The following is a 21,237-nucleotide window of genomic DNA, read 5'->3' on the forward strand; positions in this document are numbered from 1 at the left end:
GACCTCTGGCCTTAGCCGAAGCGGCCGGTGATGTAGGCTTCGGTGAGTTCGTTTTCCGGTTTGGTGAACACCGTCTCGGTGTCGTTCACCTCGACCAGTTCGCCCAGATGGAAGTAGGCGGTGCGATGGGACACCCGCGCCGCCTGCTGCATGGAGTGGGTGACGATGACGATGGTGTAGGACTCGGTGAGCTCATCGATCAGCTCCTCGATCTTGGCGGTGGCGATGGGGTCCAGCGCCGAGCAGGGCTCGTCCATCAGAATCACTTCCGGGCTCACGGCGATGGCCCGGGCGATGCACAGCCGCTGTTGCTGGCCGCCGGACAGGCCGGTGCCCGGCTTGTCGAGACGGTCCTTCACCTCGTCCCACAGACCGGCCTTGCGCAGGCTGGTCTCGACGATCTCGTCCAGGTCGTATTTGCGCTTGGCCAGACCGTGCAGGCGCGGGCCATAGGCGATGTTGTCGTAGATCGACTTCGGGAACGGGTTGGGCTTCTGGAACACCATGCCCACCTTGGCGCGCAGCAGCACCACGTCCAGGGACGGGTCGTAGATGTCCTCGCCGTCCAGGGTCACGGTGCCTTCCAGGCGGCTGCCCTCGATGGTGTCGTTCATGCGGTTCAGCGCGCGCAGGAAGGTGGACTTGCCACACCCGGACGGGCCGATGAACGAGATCACCTCGTTTTCCATGATGTCCAGATCAATGCCCTTGATGGCCTGGGTGTCGCCGTAATAAATCTTCACGTCCCTGGCACTGATCTTGACGGTTTGCGACGCCGGCGACTGGGATTGCCGGTCGTCCTTGCGCTGGACCATCACTTCCGGATCAACCATCTTCATTGTCACCACCTTCTCTCGAATTTCTTGCGCAGCCAAATGGCGAATGCATTGAGGCTGATCATCATCAACAGCAGGACGATGATCGCCGCCGAGGTGCGCGCTTCGAAGAAGTTGCGCATCTCATTCCCCTGCCAGAGATAGATCTGGACTGGCAGGGCCGTGGATTGTTCAAACGGCGTGGTCGGAATGTTGGCCACGAAGGCGTTCATGCCGATCAAAAGCAGGGGCGCCGTTTCCCCCAGCGCCTGGGCCACGCCGATGATGGCCCCGGTCAGGATGCCCGGAATCGCCAGCGGCAGCACCTGCTGGAACACCGTCTGCACCCGCGAGGCGCCCAGCGCCAGCGCCGCCTGACGGATCGAGGGCGGCACCGCCTTGAGCGCGGAGCGGGTGGTGATGATCACCGTGGGCAGGGTCATCAGGCTGAGCACCAGACCGCCCACCAATGGGGCGGACAGCGGCAGCCGGAACCAGTTGATGAAGATCGAGGCGCCCAGCAGACCGAACACGATGGACGGCACCGCCGCCAGATTGTTGATGTTCACCTCGATCAGATCGACCAGTTTGTTCTTGGGCGCGAACTCCTCCAGGTAAATGGCGCTGGCCACGCCCACCGGCACCGCCAGCACGATCACCACCAGCATCATGAACAGCGAGCCCATGAAGGCGCCGGCCAGACCGGCGGACGCCGGCGAGCTGCGCGAGTCCGAATTGGTGAACAGCGTGGTGCTGAAGGTGACGTTGAGCAGGCCGTCCTCGTGCAGTTCATCGGCGATGCGGCGCACCTCCGGGCTGAGCTGCAGCCGCGCATCCGGCAGACTGCGGTCGATATTGCCGCGAATCCAGACGTCCACTTCCGCGTCGGCGAGCAAGGTGACCTCGCGGCTCTGGCCGATCAGCGACGGGTTCTCCGCCACCATATCGCGCAGCCGGTACTTGGCGCCGCTGGTGAACAGCTTGCGCAGCTGCCGGCGGTGTTCCTCCAGCGCCGGCTTCTCGGCGATCAGCGCGTCCTCGAGAATGGTGTTCCAGCTCGCCATGGTGAGCTGGAAATTCCAGGCGTTGAGGCGCTGCTGGAAGTCCCGGGGCGACTCCTCCGGTTTCTGCTGCGGCGGCGGCCCCATGTCCAGCACCGCCGGATCGAAGCGCACGTCCAGGGTCAGGGTGGATTGCCAGAAGGCCGGCAGGCCGCGGGAGAAGATGCTCACGAACAGCACCGCCACGAACGCCAGCCCCAGCATCACCGCGGTGAGGCCGAAGCGGCGGAAGCGTTTTTCCCTGGCATGGCGGCGGCGCAGGCTCTGCTCCACCTGACTCTGGATCCGCGCACGCGGGTCGACACCGGACTCCATCGTACTGTTGGCCATCAGTCGTATTGCTCCCGGTATTTGCGGACGATGTACAGGGCCACCACGTTCAGGCCCAGGGTGATCACGAACAGGGTCAGACCCAGCGCGAACGCCACCAGGGACTGCGGGCTAGCGAAGTCGGTGTCACCAGTCAGCTGGTTGACGATGGTCACCGTCACCGTGGACACCGCCTCGAACGGATTGGCGTGCAGCACCGGGCTGTTGCCGGCGGCCAGCACCACGATCATGGTTTCGCCGATGGCGCGGCTGGCGGCCAGCAGGAAGGCGCCGACGATGCCCGGCAGCGCCGCCGGCAGCACCACCTGACGAATGGTCTCCGACTTGGTGGCGCCCATGCCCAACGAGCCGTCGCGCAGGGATTGCGGCACCTGGGAGATGATGTCGTCGGACAGCGACGACACGAACGGGATGATCATCACGCCCATCACGAAACCGGCGGTAAGGGCGCTGGTGGAACGAATCTGGATGCCGACCAGGTCACCCAGATTGGAGAAAAACGGGCCCACCACCATCAGCGCGAACACGCCGTAGACGATGGTCGGGATGCCGGCGAGCACTTCGATCACCGGCTTGGCGAAGGAGCGCAGCCAGGAGGGCGCGTACTCCGACATGTAAATGGCGGTCATCAACCCCACCGGCACCGCCACCAGCAATGCGATGATGCTGATCATCAGCGTGCCCCAGAGCAGCGGCAGTAGACCGAAATCGCCGTAGCTGCTGTGGCCGGTACTGCTGAAACGCGGGTTCCAGTTCAGACCGAAGAAGAAGTCCAGCGGATTGACGAACGAAAAGAAGCGCATCGCTTCCCCGAACATGGAGAACACGATGCCCACGGTGGTGAGGATCGCCACGCCGGAACACAGCAACAGACCGGCGTTGACCACCTTCTCCACATGATTGCGTGCCCGCAGTTGCGGGCGGATACGACCCCGGGCGATGAACAGCCCGGCCAGGGCCAGGGACGCCATCACCGCGATCTTGGCCAGCTCGCCGATGTCGCGCAGCCGCGCCAGCGTTTCCGCCGCCGCCACTTCATAGGGCGCCGGCTCCCCGGAGACGCCGTAGCCACTGGCGATGTCGCCGAGCCGCTGCATCAGATTGCCGACCTGCTGGGAGGACAGGTTGGACATTTCCGGCGGCAGTTGCGAGAACACCACGGAGCGGATCACCGCGGGTTCCAGCAGGGTCCAGAGCACGAACACCAGTAACGCCGGCAGACCGCACCACAGCGCCACCAGCCAGCCGTAGTAGCCGGGCCGGGAGTTCATGCGCCCGGTGGTGTTGCTGGCGACCGCGCGGCTCCGCGTGAGACCCAGTTGATAGGCCACGCCCATCAGGATCAGGAGCAGAACGATCAGCGTCATGTTGTCCATCGTGACTCCACTTGACCGTATTTAAACAACGACCCCCGAAGGCGTACCACCGACGGGGGCCGTGATTGGCATGGCTGCCTATCTTACTTGCTGACGACCTTGCGGTCTTTGAAATCAGCGATCGCCTGCTCACGCTCTTTGTCGTTCAGCGGGATCAGACCGATCTCTTCCAGCTGGCTGCCGAAGCCGGACACATCTTCGCTCAGGAAGTACTGCACGTACTCCTCGATGCCCGGGATGGAACCGATGTGCTCGCCCTTCACGTAGAAGAACAGCGGGCGGGACACCGGGTATTCGCCGGAGCCGATGGTTTCCAGGGTCGGGGTGATGCCGTTGATGGTGGCCACTTTCAGGCGGTCACGGTTCTGCTCGTAGAAGCCCAGACCGAACACACCCACCGCGTCGGCTTGCGCCTGCAGGCGGGCCAGGGTTTCGGTGTAGTCACCGGAGATCTCGATGACGCGGCCGTCCTGACGGAACTTCAGGCAGTCTTCCTCGTTTTTCGCCTTGCAGCCGTCCAATACCACTTTCTCTTCGAACACTTCACGAGTGCCGTGGTTGGAGGCCGGGATCACCAGCACGATTTCCTGGTCCGGCAGGGACTTATCGATCTGGGACCACTTGGTGTAGGGGTTGGCCACCATTTTGCCGTCTTTCGGTACCTGGGCGGCGATCGCCTTGTACACGTGCTCCGGCTTCAGCTTGAAGGTGCCCTTGCTGGCGTTGGAGGCGAACACAATGCCGTCGTAGCCGAAGCGCACTTCCAGGATTTCCTTCACGCCGGCCTTGCCGCAGCTTTCGATCTCGCTGGACTTGATGGCGCGGGAAGCGTTGGCGATGTCGATGGTGTTCTCACCGACGCCCTGGCAGAACTGACGCAGGCCGCCGCTGGAGCCGCCGGAGCCGACCACCGGGGTGTTGAACGGGAAGGCATTGCCGAACTGCTCGGCCACGATGCTGGCGTAGGGCAGCACGGTGGAAGAGCCGGCGATCTGAATGGTGTCACGGGCCATGGCCGGCGCCGCGGCGGCGGTCATGGAAACGGCGGCGAAGGCCAAACCAAGAGCTTTCTTGAAACGCATTGTTGAATCCTCATCTGCATCTGCGAATGGAGCGACATCGCCTTCGATGCCGCCCTTGCCCGGGCTCGCTGATCCGGATCCCCCGACGGTGCCCGGGCCAGGGGAGGTCGATTGTGGGCAAGGACCATTGCAACAATGTGACACGGTGGAACTGTGACACGGTTCGCGACGGCCGCCGCCCGGTTTTCCAGTCGCGGGGCAGTATGAAACCGCTAAATGACACTAAGATGACAAATCCGCCCCGGGCCGCCTCCCCGGCGTCGCCAGGGCACGAAAAAGTGATACAAAAAGGCTGCGCAACCCGCGTGTTTGCTGACCTGAAGGCCCATCATCCGTATAATTCGCGCCGGACCCGGGATCCGGCGAGGCAAATTTGATTTCACGACAACAACAGGCGCTGATGCGCTGGCAGCGGCGGCTCACCGCCTTTACCTGCGGAGTGGGCCACTGCTGCGCCTGGTTCGCCATCGCCATGGTGCTGCTGATGGTGCTGGTGGTGGTGCTGCGCTACGGCTTCGGCATCGGCAATATCGCCCTCCAGGAGAGCATCACCTATCTGCACGGGGCGCTGTTCATGCTCGGCGCCGCCTATACCCTGGCCCTGGACGAACACGTCCGCGTCGACGTCTTCTACCAGCACTTCAGCCCCCGCCGTAAGGCGCTGGTCAATCTGCTCGGTACCCTGTTGCTGCTGCTGCCGCTGTGCGTCGCCATCTTCACGCTGTGCCTTCATTACGTACTGAACAGCTGGGCCGGCCTGGAGGCCTCCGACAACGGCGGCCTGCCGCTGGTGTTCGTGCTCAAGAGCCTGCTGCTGGCGCTGCCGGCGCTGCTCACCCTGCAGGCGGTGGCGGAGCTGATCCACGCCGGTCTGACCCTGGCCGGCACCGACGCTCCGGAGCCGGTGCAGCACGATGAGGGGGACGCATGGAGCTGATTCCCCTGCTGATGTTCCTGGCGGTGGGCGTGGTGCTGTTGAGCGGCTACCCGGTGGCGTTCTGCCTGGGGGGCGTGGCGCTGATGTTCGGCCTCGGCGGCCTGCTCACCGGCGCCGTGGAGATGTCGGAGCTGACCTTTCTGCCCGGGCGCCTGTTCGGCATCATCGAAAACACCAGCCTGATGGCGGTGCCGCTGTTCGTGTTCATGGGCGTGATGCTGGAGAAATCGCGGGTGGCGGAGCGCCTGCTGGCCAGCATGGGCCGCCTGCTGGCGGTGTTCCCCGGCGGCCTGGGCCTGGCCATCGTGCTGGTGGGGGCGCTGCTGGCCGCCAGCACCGGCATCGTCGGCGCCACCGTGGTGACCATGGGCCTGCTGTCGCTGCCCACCATGCTGCGCCACGGCTACGACCCGCGGCTGGCCACCGGCCTGATCTGCGCCACCGGCACCCTGGGCCAGATCATTCCGCCGTCCATCGCCCTGGTACTACTGGGTGACGTGCTCTCCACCGCCTATCAGGAGGCGCAGCTGGCCCAGGGCCGCTGGGCCCTGGAGACCGTGTCGGTGGGCGATCTGTTCGTCGGCGCCCTGGTGCCCGGCCTGGTGCTGGTGGCCATGTATCTGCTCTACGTGCTGGTGATCTCCAAGCTGCGCCCGGAGATGGCGCCGGCCATGCGCGCGGAAGATGCCCGGGTGGACGGCGTGGAGGAAACCTCCCTGCTGCGCGGCCTGCTGGCGCCGCTGCTGCTGATCGCGGCGGTGATGGGGTCGATTCTGGCCGGTTTCGCCACCCCCACCGAAGCCGCCGGCGTGGGCGCCTTCGGCTCGCTGCTGCTGGCCGCCCTCAACCGCCACCTGGACCTGCACATCCTGCGCGAGACGGTGCGCGGCACCACCCGTGTCACCGCCATGGTGTTCATGATCCTGATCGGCGCCAGCCTGTTCTCCCTGGTGTTCCGCGCCTACGGCGGCGACGAGACCGTGGCGCACCTGTTCGACGCCCTGCCCGGCGGCGCGGTCGGCGCCATGCTGGTGGTGATGCTGATCGTGTTCCTGCTGGGCTTTATTCTGGATTTCATGGAGATCACCTTCGTGGTGGTGCCCATCGTCGGGCCGGTGCTGCTGGCCATGGGCGTGGACCCGATCTGGCTGGGGGTGATGATCGCCCTCAACCTGCAGACCTCGTTCCTGACGCCGCCGTTCGGCTTTGCCCTGTTCTATCTGCGCGGCGTCACGCCGCCGGAAGTACGCACCGCGCATATCTACACAGGCGTGATACCCTTTATTCTGATTCAACTGACCATGCTCGGCATCCTGGCCCTGTTTCCCGACCTGGCCACCTGGTTGCCCGGGCTCCTTAATGGATAAGGATTTTCGGATTCCAATAACATGACCAACGACGACACTCCCCGGCCGCAAGGCACCCTGGCACTGCAAACCATCGCCATGCCCGAGAACGCCAACTGGAACGGCGACATCTTCGGCGGCTGGCTGGTCTCGCAGATGGACCTGGCCGGCGCCGTCACCGCCCGGGCCCGGGCCCGCGGCCGGGTGGCCACGGTGGCGATTGATTCCATGGCGTTTCTGCGCCCGGTGCCGGTGGGCGCCGTGGTGAGCTGCTACACCCGCATGCAGGACATCGGCCGCAGTTCCATGCAGATTCTGGTGGAGGTCTGGATCGTGGAGGACAGCGGCGATCTGGCCAAGGTCACCGAGGGGCACTTCACCTTCGTGGCCATCGACGAGAACGGCCGCACCCGCTCGGTGCCGCGGGACTAGAAAGCCGGAGGCCGCGCCGGACGGCGCGGCCCCGGGGGGACGGTCAGCCGGGCTGCTTCTGGCCCATTACCATGGAGCGGACGTTGAGCGCGGACTGCTCCGCCACCGCCACGTAGGGCACCACGGAATCGCGGAAATCCCGGTAGGATTCGTAAATCCGCCGGGCCTGGTCGTTGCCGGCCACCAGATCCTGAATCACCTGCTCGCTGGTTTCGTACAGCTTCGTCAGCACCTCGTCCGGGAACCGGCGCAGCTGGGTGCCGTGCTCGTCCACCAGTTGCTTGAGGGCTTCCGCGTTGCGCGCGGTGAACTCATCGTAGATGTGCTGGTTTTCCGCCTCGGCGGCGTTCTTGACGATCTCCTGGAGGTCGTCGGGCAGCGATTCCCACTTCTCCTTGTTGATCATCATTTCCAGCATGGCGCCCGGCTCCGCCCAGCCCGGGTAGTAATAGTAGTCGGCCACCTTGTGCAGGCCGAAGGCCAGGTCGTTGTAGGGGCCGACCCAGTCAGCGGCGTCCAGGGCGCCGGTCTGCATGGAGGTGAACACCTCGCCGCCGGGCATCTGCACCGGGGTGGCGCCGATCCGCTGCATGATCTCGCCGGCCAGGCCCGGGGCCCGGATCTTGAGGCCCTTGATGTCCGCCAGGCTGTTGATTTCCTTACGGAACCAGCCGCCCATCTGGGTGCCGCTGTTGCCACAGGGCAGCGGCTTGATGCCGAAGCCGCCGTACAGCTCGTCCCACAGTTCCTGGCCGCCGCCGTAATTCATCCAGCTGTTGATTTCCTGGGCGGTGAGGCCGAAGGGCACGGCGGTGAAGAACGGCGTGGCCGGGTGCTTGCCCTTCCAGTAATAGGAAGCGGAATGCCCCATGTCGGCGCTGCCGTCGCGTACCGCGTCGAACACGCCCATGGCCGGCACCAGCTCACCGGCACCGTAGACCTTCACCGTCAGGCGGCCGCCGGACATGGCGGTGACCCGCTCGGCGAAGCGGTTGGCGCCGGTGCCCAGGCCCGGGTAGTTCTTCGGCCAGGAGGTGACCAGCTTCCATTCCAGGGTTTTCGCCGGTTTGCTGGCGGCGCCGTCGGGCTGGGCCGCGCCGGCGGCTTCACCGGATTGGGCGTTCTTGTTGTCGTCCTGGCCACAGCCGGCCAGAGCGGCGGCGCCGAGCCCCAGACCCAGGGCGGAAACGAATTTACGACGATCCATTGAAATCTCCCGATCGTGTTGTTGTTGTGCGACGGATTAACGAAGAGCGATTCATCGCGGTGTTTAGTCAGATCACTTCCAGACGCGCGTACTGGCTCACCAGCCATTTGGTGCCGGCGCCGTCAAAATTGATCTGCAGGCGGGCATTGGGCCCCTGGCCCTCGAAATGCAGCACCGTCCCCTCACCGAACTTGGGATGCAACACCCGCGCCCCCAGCACAATACCATTGGCATCTTCCTGGCGCAGCGTTCCGCCGCCGCCCACCGGGCGGGTCACGCCGGCGCGGGCGCGGACCTCCTCCAGCAGTTCGCCGGGGATTTCGCGCAGGAAGCGGCTCGGCGGGTTGAAGGTCTCGTTGCCGTAGAGCCGGCGGCTTTCCGCGTGGGTCAGATACAGCTCGCGCATGGCGCGGGTCACGCCCACGTAGCACAGGCGCCGCTCCTCGGCGAGCCGCCCGGGCTCCTCGGCGGACATCTGGTGCGGAAACAGGCCCTCTTCCAGGCCGGTGATGAACACCACCGGAAACTCCAGCCCCTTGGCGGAGTGCAGGGTCATCATCTGCACCGCGTCCTCGTGGGCGTCGGCCTGGCCCTCGCCGGCCTCCAGGGCGGCGTGGTCGAGGAAGGCGGCGAGCGGATCGTCCTCGCCGTCCTCATCACCGAACTGGCGGGTGGCGGAAATCAGTTCGCGCAGGTTTTCCTGGCGCTGCTGGCCTTTCTCGCCCTTTTCCTGGCCGTGGAAGTCCAGCAGGCCACTGGCGGCGATCACGTGTTCGGTGGTCTCCGCCAGGTCCAGGTCGGCGGTTTCCTCCGCCAGCCGGTCCACCAGCTGCAGGAAGGCCAGCAGCGCATTGCCGGCGCGGGCGCTCAGCAGGCGTTCGTTGATCATCGCCGCCGCCGCGTCCCACAGCGGCAGGCCGCGCTCCCGGGCGATCTGGCGCAGGGCTTCCAGGGTTTTGGCGCCGATGCCACGGGTGGGCGTGTTCACCACCCGCTCGAAGGCGGAGTCCGCCCGCCGGTTGCTGAGCAGACGCAGGTAGGACAGGGCGTTCTTGATCTCGGCGCGCTCGAAGAAGCGCTGGCCGCCGTAGATGCGGTAGGGAATGCCGGCCTGCAGGAAGGCTTCCTCCAGCACCCGGGACTGGGCGTTGGAACGGTACAGCACCGCCATCTCGCGGCGCAGACCGCCCTGCTGCACCAGACTCTCCACCTTGCCGGCGATAAAGCGCGCTTCGTCCACCTCGTTGAAGCCCGCGTACAGCCGGATCGGGTCGCCGTCGCCGCCGTCGGTCCACAGTTCCTTGCCGAGCCGGTCGTTGTTGTTGTCGATCACCGCGTTGGCCGCCCGCAGGATGGTGCCGGTGGAGCGGTAGTTCTGCTCCAGCCGCACGGTGCGGGTGTCTGGGAAATCGCGGCTGAACTTGTGGATGTTCTCGATCTTGGCGCCGCGCCAGCCGTAAATGGACTGGTCGTCGTCGCCGACGATGGTGACCGCGTTGTCGTCGCTGGCCAGCAGCCGCAGCCAGGCGTACTGAATGGCGTTGGTGTCCTGGAACTCGTCCACCAGCAGATGCCGGAAGCGGCGCTGGTAATGGCCGCGCAGGCCGTCGTTGTCGCGGAACAGCTCCAGCACCCGCAGCAGCATTTCGTTGAAATCCACCAGGCCGCCGCGCCCGCAGGCTTCCTCGTAGGCCAGATAGATCTTCTGCATGGTCTTAAGAAAGAGGTCGCCCTCGCCGATATCCATATGGGCGGCGCGCAGCCCCTCGTCCTTCTGGCCATTGATGAACCAGGTGGCCTGGCGGGCCGGCCAGCGCTGCTCGTCAAGCCCCAGCTCGCGGATCACCCGCCGGACCAGCCGTTGCTGGTCCTCGGCGTCGATGATCTCGAAGTTCTGGGGCAGGCCGGCCTCCTGCCAGTGGGCGCGCAGCAGCCGATGGGCGATATTGTGGAAGGTGCCCACCCACATGCCGCCGGCGGGCATCTCCAGGAGTTGTTCGATACGGCCGCGCATTTCGGCGGCCGCCTTGTTGGTGAAGGTCACCGCCAGCACGCCGAACGGCGAGGCCTGGCCGGTGGCGATCTGCCAGGCGATACGGTGCACCAGCACACGGGTTTTGCCCGAGCCGGCGCCGGCCAGCACCAGCAAATGGCGGTCCTCGGCGGTCACGGCGTCGCGTTGGGCGGCATTGAGGCCTTCGATCAGGGGGGTGATGTCATCCATGGCGGCAAAGTTTATCAGAACCGCCGGCCCGACGCGGTAGATGTGAACGGCAACGCGCTATCCGGTTTCCCTATTCCCTGGGGCTGGGTAAACTGCCAAACAAAAAGCCGGGCGACCCACGCGACGGCGCCCGAGGCCCAGAGCCTGGAACGAACCTGTGTCGACTTCATCCGAGCCACATACCAGCAAGCAGCAGACGGCGGTCATCCGCGCCCAGTGCCAACACCTCACCAGTGGGGTGAAGAGCATGAACGTGCTGGAGGCCCTGGCCGTGATCGTCGCCCTGTGGGCCTATTGGAGCACCCCGACGCCGCGCCCCTGGCTGGTGGGCTGGGCGCTGGTGGCACTGACCGTCCTGATGGCACGGCTGGCCTGGTTGCTGGCCTCGCGGGCCGGCTACGGCGGCGACCGCCGCGACCTGTGGCGGGTGTCCCTGTCGATCCTGGTGTCCGCGGTGTGCATGGGCGCCGCCGGTTTCCTGTTCAACCCCGCCGACAGCCTGCTCTCCGATTCCATGCTCTATGCCCAGCTCACCATGAGCAGCCTGGGGATCGGCCTGAGTATTCTGGCGCTGGCCGCCTACAGCAGCCATCTGCCCACCGTGGTGCTCTACCAGGCCTGCCTGCTGGGGCCCGCCTGCGCACAGCTGATGGTGACCCACGACAGTGAGCCGGCGCTGGCGGCCATGCTGGTGGCGACCCTGGGCTTTCTGGTGGTCGCCGCGCGGCGCATCAACCAGACCACCCATCAGGCGCTGGATCTGCAGACCAGCAACACCGCCCTGATCGATTACCTGGACCGGGCCCGGGCCAACGCCGAGGCGCTCAATGAGAAGCTCGCCGAGGAGATCATGGAGCGCAAGGAAGCCCGCCGCCGCCTCCAGGAGGCCAACGACCGGCTGGAGTCCATGGTCAGCGACCGTACCCACGCCCTGGAGCAGGCCAACAAGGAACTGAGCGCCGCCGGCGAGCGCCTGCAGCTGGCCCTGGACGCCAGCAACATCGGCCTGTGGGACTGGGACCTGCAAAGCGGCACCAACTATCACACCAATTTCGACCGCATCCTCGGCTACGAGAGCGAATACTTCCGCAACTTTTTCGGCGACCTGCAGCAGCTGGTTCACCCGGACGATTTTCCCGCCATCCGCCGCGCCATGGTGGGCCATTTCAAAGGCGAAACCGACCGCTATCACGCCATTTACCGGCTGCGCCACGCCAACGGCCCCTGGTGCTGGATCGAGGACGAGGGCCGCGTGGTGGAGTGGAGCGACAACGGCCGCGCCCTGCGTATGATCGGCACCCGCCGGGACATCACCGCCGCCCGTGAAGCCCAGGAGCAGCAGCGGCTGGCGGCCACCGTGTTCGAGAACGCCCCGGAGGGCATCTTTATTCTCGACCGCCACTTCCGCTTCCTGGCGGTGAACGCCCGCTTCGAGCAGATCACCGGCTTCCGCGAATCGGAGGTGCTCGGCGAAAGCATGACCGACAACCCCCATGTGGAGCGCAACCGGGACATCTACCGCAGCATCACCCTGGCCCTGCGCCGCACCGGTTTCTGGGAAGGCGAAATCAGCGAGCGGCGGCGCAACGGCGAGCCGTTCCCGGAGTGGCTGCAGATCAGCAGCGTGCTGGACGAGAAACAGCGGGTGATCCGCTACGTGGGCATGCTCTCGGACCTGACCTCGCGCAAGGAAACCGAGGAGCGGGTGCAGTTCCTGTCCAACTACGACCGCCTCACCGGCCTGCCCAACCGCACCCTGTTCCGGGAGCGGCTGCAACGGGCCCTCACCCTGGCCCGGTTGAACCGGGAAAAGGCCGCCCTGCTGATGATCGACCTGGACCGCTTCAAGCCGATCAACGAAAGCCTGGGCCACGAAATCGGCGACCGGCTGCTCAAGCAGGCCGCCGAGCGCATCTGCTCCTGCGGGGTGAACGACGAGAACCTGGCCCGGGTGGGCGGCGACGAATTCACCCTGGTGCTGGAGGATTGCGGCGGCGAGTCCCAGATCGGCGTGCTCTGCCAGAAGCTGATCAACATGATGAAAAAGCCGTTCCTGATCGACGGCCACGAATTGCTGCTCGGCGCCAGCATCGGCATCAGCGTGTTCCCCAGCACCGCCCAGGAAGCCCAGGCGATGATCAACCAGGCGGAAATGGCGGTGCATCAGGCCAAGCGCGGCGGCGGCAACAACTTCCAGTTCTACCGCATGGGCATGCAAATGGCGTCGGTGGAACAGCTGGCCCTGGAAACCAGCCTGCGCAAGGCGATCTTCAAAAACGAATTCGTGGTGCACTACCAGCCGAAGATGGACCTGGCCAGCGACACCATTTCCTCGGTGGAGGCGCTGGTGCGCTGGCAGCACCCCACCATGGGCCTGCTGGCGCCGTCCGAGTTCATCCCCCTGGCGGAGGAGTCCGGGCTGATTTCCGCCATCGGCGAACTGGTGCTGGAGCGCTCCTGCCGGCAGGCGCGGCAATGGCACCGGCGCGGGCTGGGCGACATCCGCGTGTCGGTGAACCTGTCCGCCCACCAGTTCCGCAAGGGCAACCTGGCGGACGTGGTGGACCGCATCCTGCATCTCACCGAGCTGCCCGCCCACCTTCTTGAGCTGGAGCTCACCGAAAGCCTGATCATGGAAGACATGGACCAGAACATCGCCCTGCTGCAGCGGCTGCGCGAGCGGGGCGTGGGCCTGTCACTGGACGACTTCGGCACCGGCTATTCGTCGCTGAACTACCTGAAGCGCTTCCCGGTGGACACCCTCAAGATCGACCGCACCTTCATCACCGACCTGCACAAGAGCGAGGAAGACGCGGCCATCACCCGGGCCATCATCGACATGGCGCACAACCTGAACATGAGCGTGGTGGCGGAAGGGGTGGAAACCGAACAGCACCTGGAGATCCTGCGCGATATGGATTGCGACAGCATCCAGGGCTACCTGATCAGCCGGCCGGTGGCCGAAGATCAGCTGCTCGCCTTGCTCAAGCGGCAGCACAACCGGGCCGGCGACGGGCCGGCCTGAGGCTAATCGTCCAGGATCGCCAACGTTTCCGGTTTGGCGAAGAAGGGTTCGAGCTGCCGCCGCAGCCAGTCCTCCAGCATGCCCTTTTCCTTCAGGCGCTGTACCGCCGGCGGGCCGAAGCGCAGGGCGTCGTCCAGCAGATGCTCGCGGGTCAGGCCCACCTCGTCGATCAGCTCTCGCAGCGTCAGGTCCGCGTATTTGTCGAAGAAAGCGTCCACGCCGGCGTCCAGCTGGGTGGCGAAGTAATCGCTGTGGCGGAACTCCCGCCAGAAGTCATAGCCGATCACGAACAGTTCCTGGATGTCCTCGCTGTCCAGCAGGTCGCGCAGGTCTTCCAGGGGGCGCTCGGCGAACTCCTGCCAGGCCACCAGCACCAGCTCGCGCAGGGCGCCCAGATTGTCGTCGCTGTACAGCCACGGGTCCGCCAGCAGCGCCGCCAGGCGCTCCTGCAGCCAGTCCTGCACGCGCAGCTCCAGGCCGGCGCGCCAGCGCGGCGGCACGCGCCGGTCGATCAGCCCGCGCACCGGCCCGGGCACGCCCTGGTGCAGCCAGGTCTTCAGGCCCAGCTGGGTGCCGCCGGCCAGCACCGCCAGCAGCACCGGATTGCGGCTCAACCAGCCGATGCCCTGCCGCGACAGGGGCACTTCCAGCAGCTTGTCCACCAGCGCCACCACGGTGGCTTCGTCCACCACCTCGCCCACCCGGCGCCGGGTGCGGATGCCGTGGTCGTAGAAGCGCTCCACCATTTCGCCCACCAGCTCCGGGATGCCGCCGCCCAGTTCCACCTCGATGGCGTATTTGCGGGCGGTGAGCCGCACCTGCTCGGCGCTGACCATCTCGCCCAGGGTCAGCCGCTCTGCCTGCTCCAGCAAAAAGTCCAGCTCCCCTTCCAGCCAGCCGTCGATGCGGCCGGGCTCCAGGGTTTCGTGGACGTGGGCCACCAGGGCATCCAGTAAACGATCTGCCTTCTCTTGTTTATTCGCCATCACGACATCCGTTCCTTCCTGTAAAGCCAACCGCGTTTGGCGGGCAGAATGTATCATCGGTCAATGTAACAATCATCAGAGGTACATCGCCATGGCGATCAACATTCTGCCCACGCGTCGTAATCTGCGTTTCAATCTGAACGCCGACAAGGCCCTGTCCTGGCATCGGGACGGGCGCAACGTGAGCCAGTTCCTGAACACTCTGAGCCTGTTCTTCCCGGTGGGCGAACGCTTCTTCATCGATAGCGTGCGTCACTATCGCGATGTCGTCCAGGACCCGGACCTGAAAGCGGCGGTGACCGCGTTCATTGGCCAGGAGGCCATGCACGGCCGCGAGCACGAAGAGTACAACGAATTCGTCAACCAGGCCGGGGTGCCGGTGGCCGCCCAGGAAAAAATCGTGGCGGCGCTTCTGGCGCGCTTGCAGAAGACCACGCCCAAGGCGTTCCAGCTGTCCGGCACCGTGGCCCTGGAGCACCTGACCGCGATCCTCGCCGACGGCCTGCTGAGCCTGCCGGAGATTCTGGAAGGCGCCGACGAAGGCTACAAGGCGCTGTGGAATTGGCACGCCCTGGAGGAGACCGAGCACAAAGCGGTGGCCTTCGACGTCTACCAACTGGCGGTGGGCACCGACGACCAGGCCTCCGCCTACGCCCTGCGCTGCTTCGCCCTGGTGCTCTCCACCAGCGTGTTCTTCGCCCTGTTCCTGCCCTTCTACCTGCACAATGTGCGGGTCAGCGGTGGCCTGTTCGACCGCCAGGGCTGGCGCGCGGTATGGCGCCACAGCCTGGGCCGCAAGGGCATTTTCCGCTACACCGCCAAGGCCTGGCTGGACTGGTTCAAGCCCGGTTTCCATCCGTGGGACCACGACAATCGCGAATACCTGGAACGTTTCGAAGCGCTGTTGGGCGATGCCCTCAAGAAGGCGGCCTGAGCCCCTTCCCGATCCCCCGGAGATCGTCCCCCCGGCGATCCCGCTTTCAAGCCGGCAACCCCTTGCCGGCTTTTTTTATGGCTCATCGTGGCGTCGATATCCGCGACGCGGAGCGTCACTGCTAAGCGGCCCGGCTGGAGGGACCAACCCCACCGTCATAAAAAGGCCCCGCGAACGGGGCCTTTGAAGTTGGCGGGGGCGGGCGCCGGATCAGCCGGCGGGCTCGTTGCCCTTGCCGTCCTGCGTGTCCACCACCCGCTCGTCGTTGAGCACCTTGATGTAGGCCGGCGGTGCCTTGCCGTCCTTGTCCTCGCCGAAGTACAGCGTGGTGTGCGGGAACGGAATCTCGATGCCGGCCTGGTCGAAGTACTTCTTGACCAGACGGTTGTAGGCGCGGCCCACCGCCCACTGCATCCCCGGGGACGCCTTGATCACCACCCGGATATTCACCGAGCTGTCGGCCAGCGCGGTCACCCCGGCCACCGTCATCGGCGCCAGGATGTTGTCCTTCATGGGGCCTTCCTTCAGTTCCTCGAAGGCGGCTTCCAGCTGGGTGATGGCATCGTCGATGCTCTCGCGGTAGGCAATGCCGTACTCGCCCACGTGGTTGCCGAACTCGCGGGTGTAGTTGGACACCGCGCCCACCGCCGAGAACGGCACGATGTGGTAGGTGCCGGACAGGTCGCGCATGGCCACGGAGCGGATGCCGACCCGCTCCACGGTGCCGGAATTGCCGCCGGCGCTGACGAAGTCGCCGGTGTTGATGGCGTTTTCCAGCTGGATGAAGACCCCGGTGATCACGTCCTGGACCAGCTTCTGGGCACCGAAACCGATGGCCAGGCCCAGCACACCGGCGCCGGCGATCAGCGGCGCGATGTCGATGCCGATCTCGGAGAGCACGATCATGGTGGTCATGATGATCAGGGCGATGGCCAGGGCGGTGTGGAACAGCCCCAGCAGGGTTTCGGCCCGGGCGGCGGCGGCCGGATCGGCGCCTTCGCGGGGGCTGAATTTATGCTCCAGCAGGCTCGCCAGCCCGATCCAGACGCCGGCGGCCACCAGCAGGATCAGCAGAATATCGACGATCGCGCTGACCACGGCGACGCCGGCTTCGGTGGCGTACCAGGCGGCCAGGTCGTAGACCTCCCAGGCGTCCAGCGACAGCACCACCACCAGAATCAGGATCAGGGCGCGAATCACCTTCAGGCCGGTGGGCACGTAGGTATTCACCCGGGACTGCAGTCTCGGCATGGACTGGTTGAGCCGCTCGGAGAACTGGATTTCCTTGCCGATCAGCTGGGTCAGAATCACCGACACCAGCATGCCCACGCCGGCGTACACCACCGTCAGCAGGGTGGCGGAAGCCACGAACGGCAGGGCCGTGTCCGGGTTGATCACGGTGACCGCGAACACCAGGAAGGCGTAGGCCAGCGCCAGCACATGCCAGAGCCGGCCGAGCAGGCGCAGCAGCACCCGGCCGGGGCCGGTGGTCTGCTCGGCCCGGGCGAACAGGCGGTCGCGCAGCACGGTGCGCTTCTTGAGAATCACGATCACCGCGTAGATCAGGGCCAGCAGCATGATGATGGTGCCCACGGCGGCGCCCAGGGACGGTGACAGATTGAAGTTCAGCACCGGCACCAGCACCAGCATGCCGTAACCGATGAAGCCGGCCAGGTTGGCCAGGAAGCGATTGCAGTAGCCGGCCTGATCGGCGCTCACCGGCACCAGCCGCAGGCCCTCGTAACCGGAGGAGAACAGCATGCGCAGACCGGCCTTGAACAGTTCCACCACCAGGAAGGCATTGAGGAACAGGGCCAGCCGGGTGGCGTCGGCGTCCACGTTATTGACCAGCGCCGAGGACACGGCGCCACCGGCCAGATAGGCCAGCGCCACCACCACCACATCGACGAAGGCGGCCACCGCCACCGCCACGATGGTGCGCAGCATGGCGAATTTTTCCGAACCGCGCAGGGCCCAGCCGCTCAGCGCCCGGAAAGACGGCTTGGCGATGGCGCGCAGAACAAAGAACACCACAAAGGTGGCGATCACCAGAATGGCCAGATTGATGGCCGCGGCGCCCAGGGCCTCGCTGTCCACGCTGGCCATGGCACCGGTGTCGGCCTCGGCGGCATCGACACCGAAAATGCCGCCCAGGGCCACGCCCAGGGCGGTGAACTGGTCACCCACGTTAGCCAGCAGATGGCCAGTGGTGGCGGCCATGCGCCGGGCGAAGGACACCTGTTCCGGCCGTTGGCCGCTGGGGGCGTCCGCCGCGATTTGCTCCGGCGGCGGCGCGCCTTCCACCGGCGCCGGTGGCGTCGCCTTCTCGCCGGCGGCGGCATCGCCAGCGCGGGCCGCTTCAAGGCCGCGCAATTCCTCGATGAGGGCGTTTCGCGAACTCTCGTTTTCGAGCAGATCCGCCAGGGTGCCGTAGGCGGGCTCGCCGCTGGCGCCGTTGTTTTCCTGGGCCAGCGCGGGAGGCGCGAACAGCAGAACCAGTAAGGTCAGCAGGCCGGCCAGACCCGAATACGCAAAACGTTGTTTAGGCACTCTACCCTCCTTTCTTTGTCCATCACGCCATCCAGACGCGGCGATGCCGCGCACCCTAAGCAGGGGCGCGAGATTAACGGGTGAAGACTACGGCAAGACACTATCGGACTCCACACGCCGCTTTGCCGTCTAACAAGAACACACCGACGGTAACGAAGCCGCCGTCGCCGCGTAAAAAAGCGCAAAATTGACAGTGACCAATGGCTTCTTCACGGACGCCGCCGGGCGCCGGGGCGAATGGTGGTTCCCCGGCCAGCGCGCACAATAACGTCCGGCAAATCGGAGAGGGTTTCTTCATGAACCAGTGGCAACACCGCACCGTGGTCCGCGCAGGCGTCAATCTGGCCACCCGCCGTCGCGGCGACCCGGACGCCCCGACGGTGCTGTGCGTGCACGGCTACCCGGACACCGGCGAGGTCTGGGACGCCCTGGCCGAGGCCCTGGGCGACGGCTACCAGGTGATCACCTACGATGTGCGCGGCGCTGGCGCCTCCTCCGCGCCCGGGTCGCTGGCCGCCTACCGGCTGGCGGAGCTCCGCGATGACCTGTTCGCGGTGATCGACGCGCTCAGCCCGGATCGGCCGGTGCACCTGGTGGCCCACGACTGGGGCTCGATCCAGAGCTGGGAGCCGGTCACCGAGCCCGGGGCCGAACGCCGCATCGCGTCCTACACCACCCTCTCCGGTCCCTGCCTGGACCATGTGGGCCAGTCCCTGCGCCGGCGCGGCGCCGGCGATCTGGCCGCCAGCCTGCGGCAGCTCGCCAAGAGCTGGTACATCGGCGCCTTTCATCTGCCCGGCCTGGCGCCCCTGGCCTGGAAGCTGGGGCTGGGCGACGCCTGGCCCGGAGTGCTACGCCGCACCGAAGGCCTGCGGGTGCCGCCCAGCGCCACCCAGAGCCGCGACGGCGCCCAGGGCGTGGCCCTGTACCGGGCCAATATGATGCCGCGCCTGCTGCAGCCCCGTCCGCGCCGCACCGCCATCCCGGTGCAGCTGATCGTGGCCACGCGCGACCGCTATGTGGGCCCGGGCCTGCTGGAAGGCCTCGAGCAATGGACCGACGCCCTGTGGCGCCGCGAGATGAACACCGGGCACTGGGGCCCGCTGCTGGGCCATGCCGCCGTCACCGCCGACTATCTCCGTGAGTTCATCGATCACATCGAAGGCGGCCCGGAGACCCCGCGCCTGGCCCGCGCCCGGGTGCGCCCGGACGCCGGCCCGGACGCCGGCAAGCTGGTGGTGATCACCGGCGCCGGCTCGGGCATCGGCCGGGAGACCGCCCTGGCGTTCGGCGCCCGTGGCGCCACCGTGCTGTGCACCGACATCGATCCGGAGTCCGCCGCCGCCACCGCCGAGGCGGTGCGGGCCGCCGGCGGCGACGCCCTGAGCCGCAAAACCGACGTGGCCAACGCCCGCTCCATGGAGGCCCTGGCCCGTTATCTGGACAAGGAACTGGGCGCCCCGGACGTGGTGGTCAACAACGCCGGCATCGGCCTGGCCGGCCCGCTGCTGGATACCAGCGTGCAGGACTGGAAGCAGGTGCTGGACGTGAACCTGTGGGGCGTGATCCATGGCTGCCGGCTGTTCGCCCGGCAGATGATCGATCAGGTCAAGGCCGGCCACATCGTCAATGTGTCCTCGGCCTCCGCCTATCTGCCGTCCCGGGCGCTGCCCGCCTACGCCACCAGCAAGTCCGCGGTGCTGATGCTCACCGAGTGCCTGCGCGCGGAACTGGCGGACCAGGGCATCGGCGTCTCGGCGATCTGCCCCGGGCTGATCGACACACCGATCACCGGCCGGGCCCGCTTCGTGGGCGTGGACGAGGACGAACAGAACCGCCGCAGGGCGGCGGCACAGCGTCTCTACCATCGGCGGGGCTTCACCCCGGACCGGGTGGCCCGGGCCATCGTCGGCGCGGTGCAGGACAATCTGGCCGAAGTGCCGGTGAGCGCCGAGGCCAGCGGCATGCGCTGGCTGGGCCGGCTGGCGCCACCGCTGGCGCGGCGTCTGGCGCGGCTGGACGTGACGCCCTGACCCGGCACCGCGCATGGCGCGTCAACACGAACCGGACTATGATTCCGACATGAGTGCTTCCCGTAAATCCCCGGCGGCGCTGCTGCGCCGCCTGACCCAGAACGCCCCCGACGCCCCGGAACTGGACCGGGCCCTGCAGGCGCGCCAGGAGTTCACCATCGACAAGCTGGCCCGCGAAGCCGGCTCGACGGTGCGCAACGTGCGTGCCTATCAGGACCGCGGCCTGTTGCCGCCCCCGGAAAAGCGCGGCCGCACCGGCATCTACACCGACGTGCACCTGGCGCGGCTGAAGATCATCGGCGCCCTGCTGGAGCGCGGCTACACGCTCAACAATATCCGCGACCTGCTGAGCGCCTGGGAACAGGGCCGCGACCTCAACGACATTCTCGGCCTGGAGGTGGCGGTCACCTCCTGGCAGAACCCCAGCGTGCCGTCCTACCTGGACTATCAGGATCTGATCGACGACTTCGGCGAGGACATCACCCCGGAAGTGATGACCAAGGCGGTGACCCTGGGCTACATCATTCCCGAGGGCACCCGCCTGCGGGTGCCCTACCCGCGCATCTACAACGCCGGCAAGGAGCTGGTGGAAAACGGCGTGCCCCTGGACGCGGTGCTCACCCATGTGCGGCTGGTGCGCGGCGAGGTGGACAAGCTGGCCGAGCGCTTCATCGACATGATCGTCGAGCATCTGGTGGACGAGAAGTACGGCCCCAACAGTCTGCCGGAAGGCGATGACGTGGCGCGGCTGGCGGAGTTCATTACCCGCATCCGCCCGCTCGCCGAGGCGGTGGTCAACGACGAGCTGGGCCGGGTGCTGGAAAAGAGCATCAACAAGGTGCTGGTGGACCGGCTCGAGAACGTGCTCGACCACCTGGAACAGAAGCAGCTCTGAACCG

Annotated in this window: 15 protein-coding genes; 7 read left to right on the forward strand and 8 right to left on the reverse strand. The window is 66.3% G+C overall.

The genetic code is table 11. The features are described from left to right. Window positions 1-11: 11 nt before the first annotated feature. The 4 genes from pstB to IM760_RS00880 all read right to left on the reverse strand — a co-directional run bounded on the left by pstB (window position 12) and on the right by IM760_RS00880 (window position 4,664). Window positions 12-815, reverse strand: coding sequence for a phosphate ABC transporter ATP-binding protein PstB (gene pstB, locus IM760_RS00865; RefSeq protein WP_394373774.1), 804 nt, complete (start codon window positions 813-815; stop codon window positions 12-14). Window positions 816-841: 26 nt separating this feature from the next. Beyond that, window positions 842-2,206, reverse strand: a complete 1,365-nt coding sequence (pstA, locus tag IM760_RS00870; protein WP_228232650.1) for a phosphate ABC transporter permease PstA — start codon at window positions 2,204-2,206, stop codon at window positions 842-844. Further along, a complete protein-coding gene (pstC, locus tag IM760_RS00875) occupies window positions 2,206-3,582 on the reverse strand; it encodes a phosphate ABC transporter permease subunit PstC (RefSeq protein ID WP_204426658.1) in 1,377 nt (458 codons plus the stop codon). Before pstC ends, pstA begins: the two co-directional genes overlap by 1 nt. An 83-nt stretch (window positions 3,583-3,665) precedes the next feature. Further along, entirely contained in the window at window positions 3,666-4,664 is a 999-nt protein-coding gene (locus IM760_RS00880) for a substrate-binding domain-containing protein (protein ID WP_204426659.1), read from the reverse strand. Between the two features lie 373 nt (window positions 4,665-5,037). Here IM760_RS00880 and IM760_RS00885 point away from each other — a divergent pair, with 373 nt between their 5' ends. Genes IM760_RS00885 through IM760_RS00895 form a run of 3 tightly spaced genes read left to right on the forward strand, consistent with a single transcriptional unit; the run spans window position 5,038 to window position 7,379 of the window. Further along, complete coding sequence (locus IM760_RS00885) at window positions 5,038-5,601, forward strand: TRAP transporter small permease subunit (RefSeq protein ID WP_228232655.1); 564 nt, start codon at window positions 5,038-5,040, stop codon at window positions 5,599-5,601. Next, window positions 5,592-6,968, forward strand: coding sequence for a TRAP transporter large permease (locus IM760_RS00890; RefSeq protein WP_204426660.1), 1,377 nt, complete (start codon window positions 5,592-5,594; stop codon window positions 6,966-6,968). Before IM760_RS00885 ends, IM760_RS00890 begins: the two co-directional genes overlap by 10 nt. A gap of 21 nt (window positions 6,969-6,989) precedes the next feature. Next, window positions 6,990-7,379 carry an acyl-CoA thioesterase gene (locus IM760_RS00895; protein WP_204426661.1) on the forward strand — a complete coding sequence of 130 codons (390 nt, stop codon included), beginning with the start codon at window positions 6,990-6,992 and terminating at the stop codon, window positions 7,377-7,379. Window positions 7,380-7,422: 43 nt separating this feature from the next. On the opposite strand, the gene IM760_RS00900 is transcribed toward IM760_RS00895, so the two are convergent. Both IM760_RS00900 and uvrD read right to left on the reverse strand, forming a co-directional pair. Continuing rightward, window positions 7,423-8,586: a TRAP transporter substrate-binding protein gene (locus IM760_RS00900; protein WP_204426662.1), complete on the reverse strand. Its 1,164-nt coding sequence runs from the start codon at window positions 8,584-8,586 to the stop codon at window positions 7,423-7,425. Window positions 8,587-8,653: 67 nt separating this feature from the next. Next, entirely contained in the window at window positions 8,654-10,810 is a 2,157-nt protein-coding gene (gene uvrD / locus IM760_RS00905; RefSeq protein WP_204426663.1) for a DNA helicase II, read from the reverse strand. Between the two features lie 247 nt (window positions 10,811-11,057). On the opposite strand from uvrD, the gene IM760_RS00910 reads away from it, so the two are divergent. Beyond that, a complete protein-coding gene (locus IM760_RS00910; protein ID WP_204426664.1) occupies window positions 11,058-13,835 on the forward strand; it encodes a GGDEF and EAL domain-containing protein in 2,778 nt (925 codons plus the stop codon). Between the two features lie 2 nt (window positions 13,836-13,837). Here the strand turns inward: IM760_RS00910 and IM760_RS00915 are convergent, their stop codons facing one another. Beyond that, window positions 13,838-14,821 (reverse strand): hypothetical protein, encoded by a 984-nt coding sequence (locus IM760_RS00915; protein ID WP_228232659.1) that lies wholly within the window; start codon window positions 14,819-14,821, stop codon window positions 13,838-13,840. Window positions 14,822-14,912: 91 nt separating this feature from the next. Here IM760_RS00915 and IM760_RS00920 point away from each other — a divergent pair, with 91 nt between their 5' ends. Next, entirely contained in the window at window positions 14,913-15,755 is an 843-nt protein-coding gene (locus IM760_RS00920; RefSeq protein ID WP_204426666.1) for a metal-dependent hydrolase, read from the forward strand. Window positions 15,756-15,965: 210 nt separating this feature from the next. Here the strand turns inward: IM760_RS00920 and IM760_RS00925 are convergent, their stop codons facing one another. Further along, a complete protein-coding gene (locus IM760_RS00925) occupies window positions 15,966-18,305 on the reverse strand; it encodes a mechanosensitive ion channel domain-containing protein (protein ID WP_204426667.1) in 2,340 nt (779 codons plus the stop codon). Window positions 18,306-18,601: 296 nt separating this feature from the next. Between IM760_RS00925 and IM760_RS00930 the strand changes: the two genes are divergently transcribed. Next, complete coding sequence (locus IM760_RS00930) at window positions 18,602-20,338, forward strand: SDR family oxidoreductase (RefSeq protein WP_204426668.1); 1,737 nt, start codon at window positions 18,602-18,604, stop codon at window positions 20,336-20,338. 49 nt (window positions 20,339-20,387) lie between these two features. Continuing rightward, a complete protein-coding gene (locus tag IM760_RS00935) occupies window positions 20,388-21,233 on the forward strand; it encodes a MerR family transcriptional regulator (RefSeq protein WP_204426669.1) in 846 nt (281 codons plus the stop codon). Window positions 21,234-21,237: the final 4 nt, after the last annotated feature.

This window comes from Alloalcanivorax marinus (assembly GCF_016906305.1).
GTDB lineage: Bacteria > Pseudomonadota > Gammaproteobacteria > Pseudomonadales > Alcanivoracaceae > Alloalcanivorax > Alloalcanivorax marinus.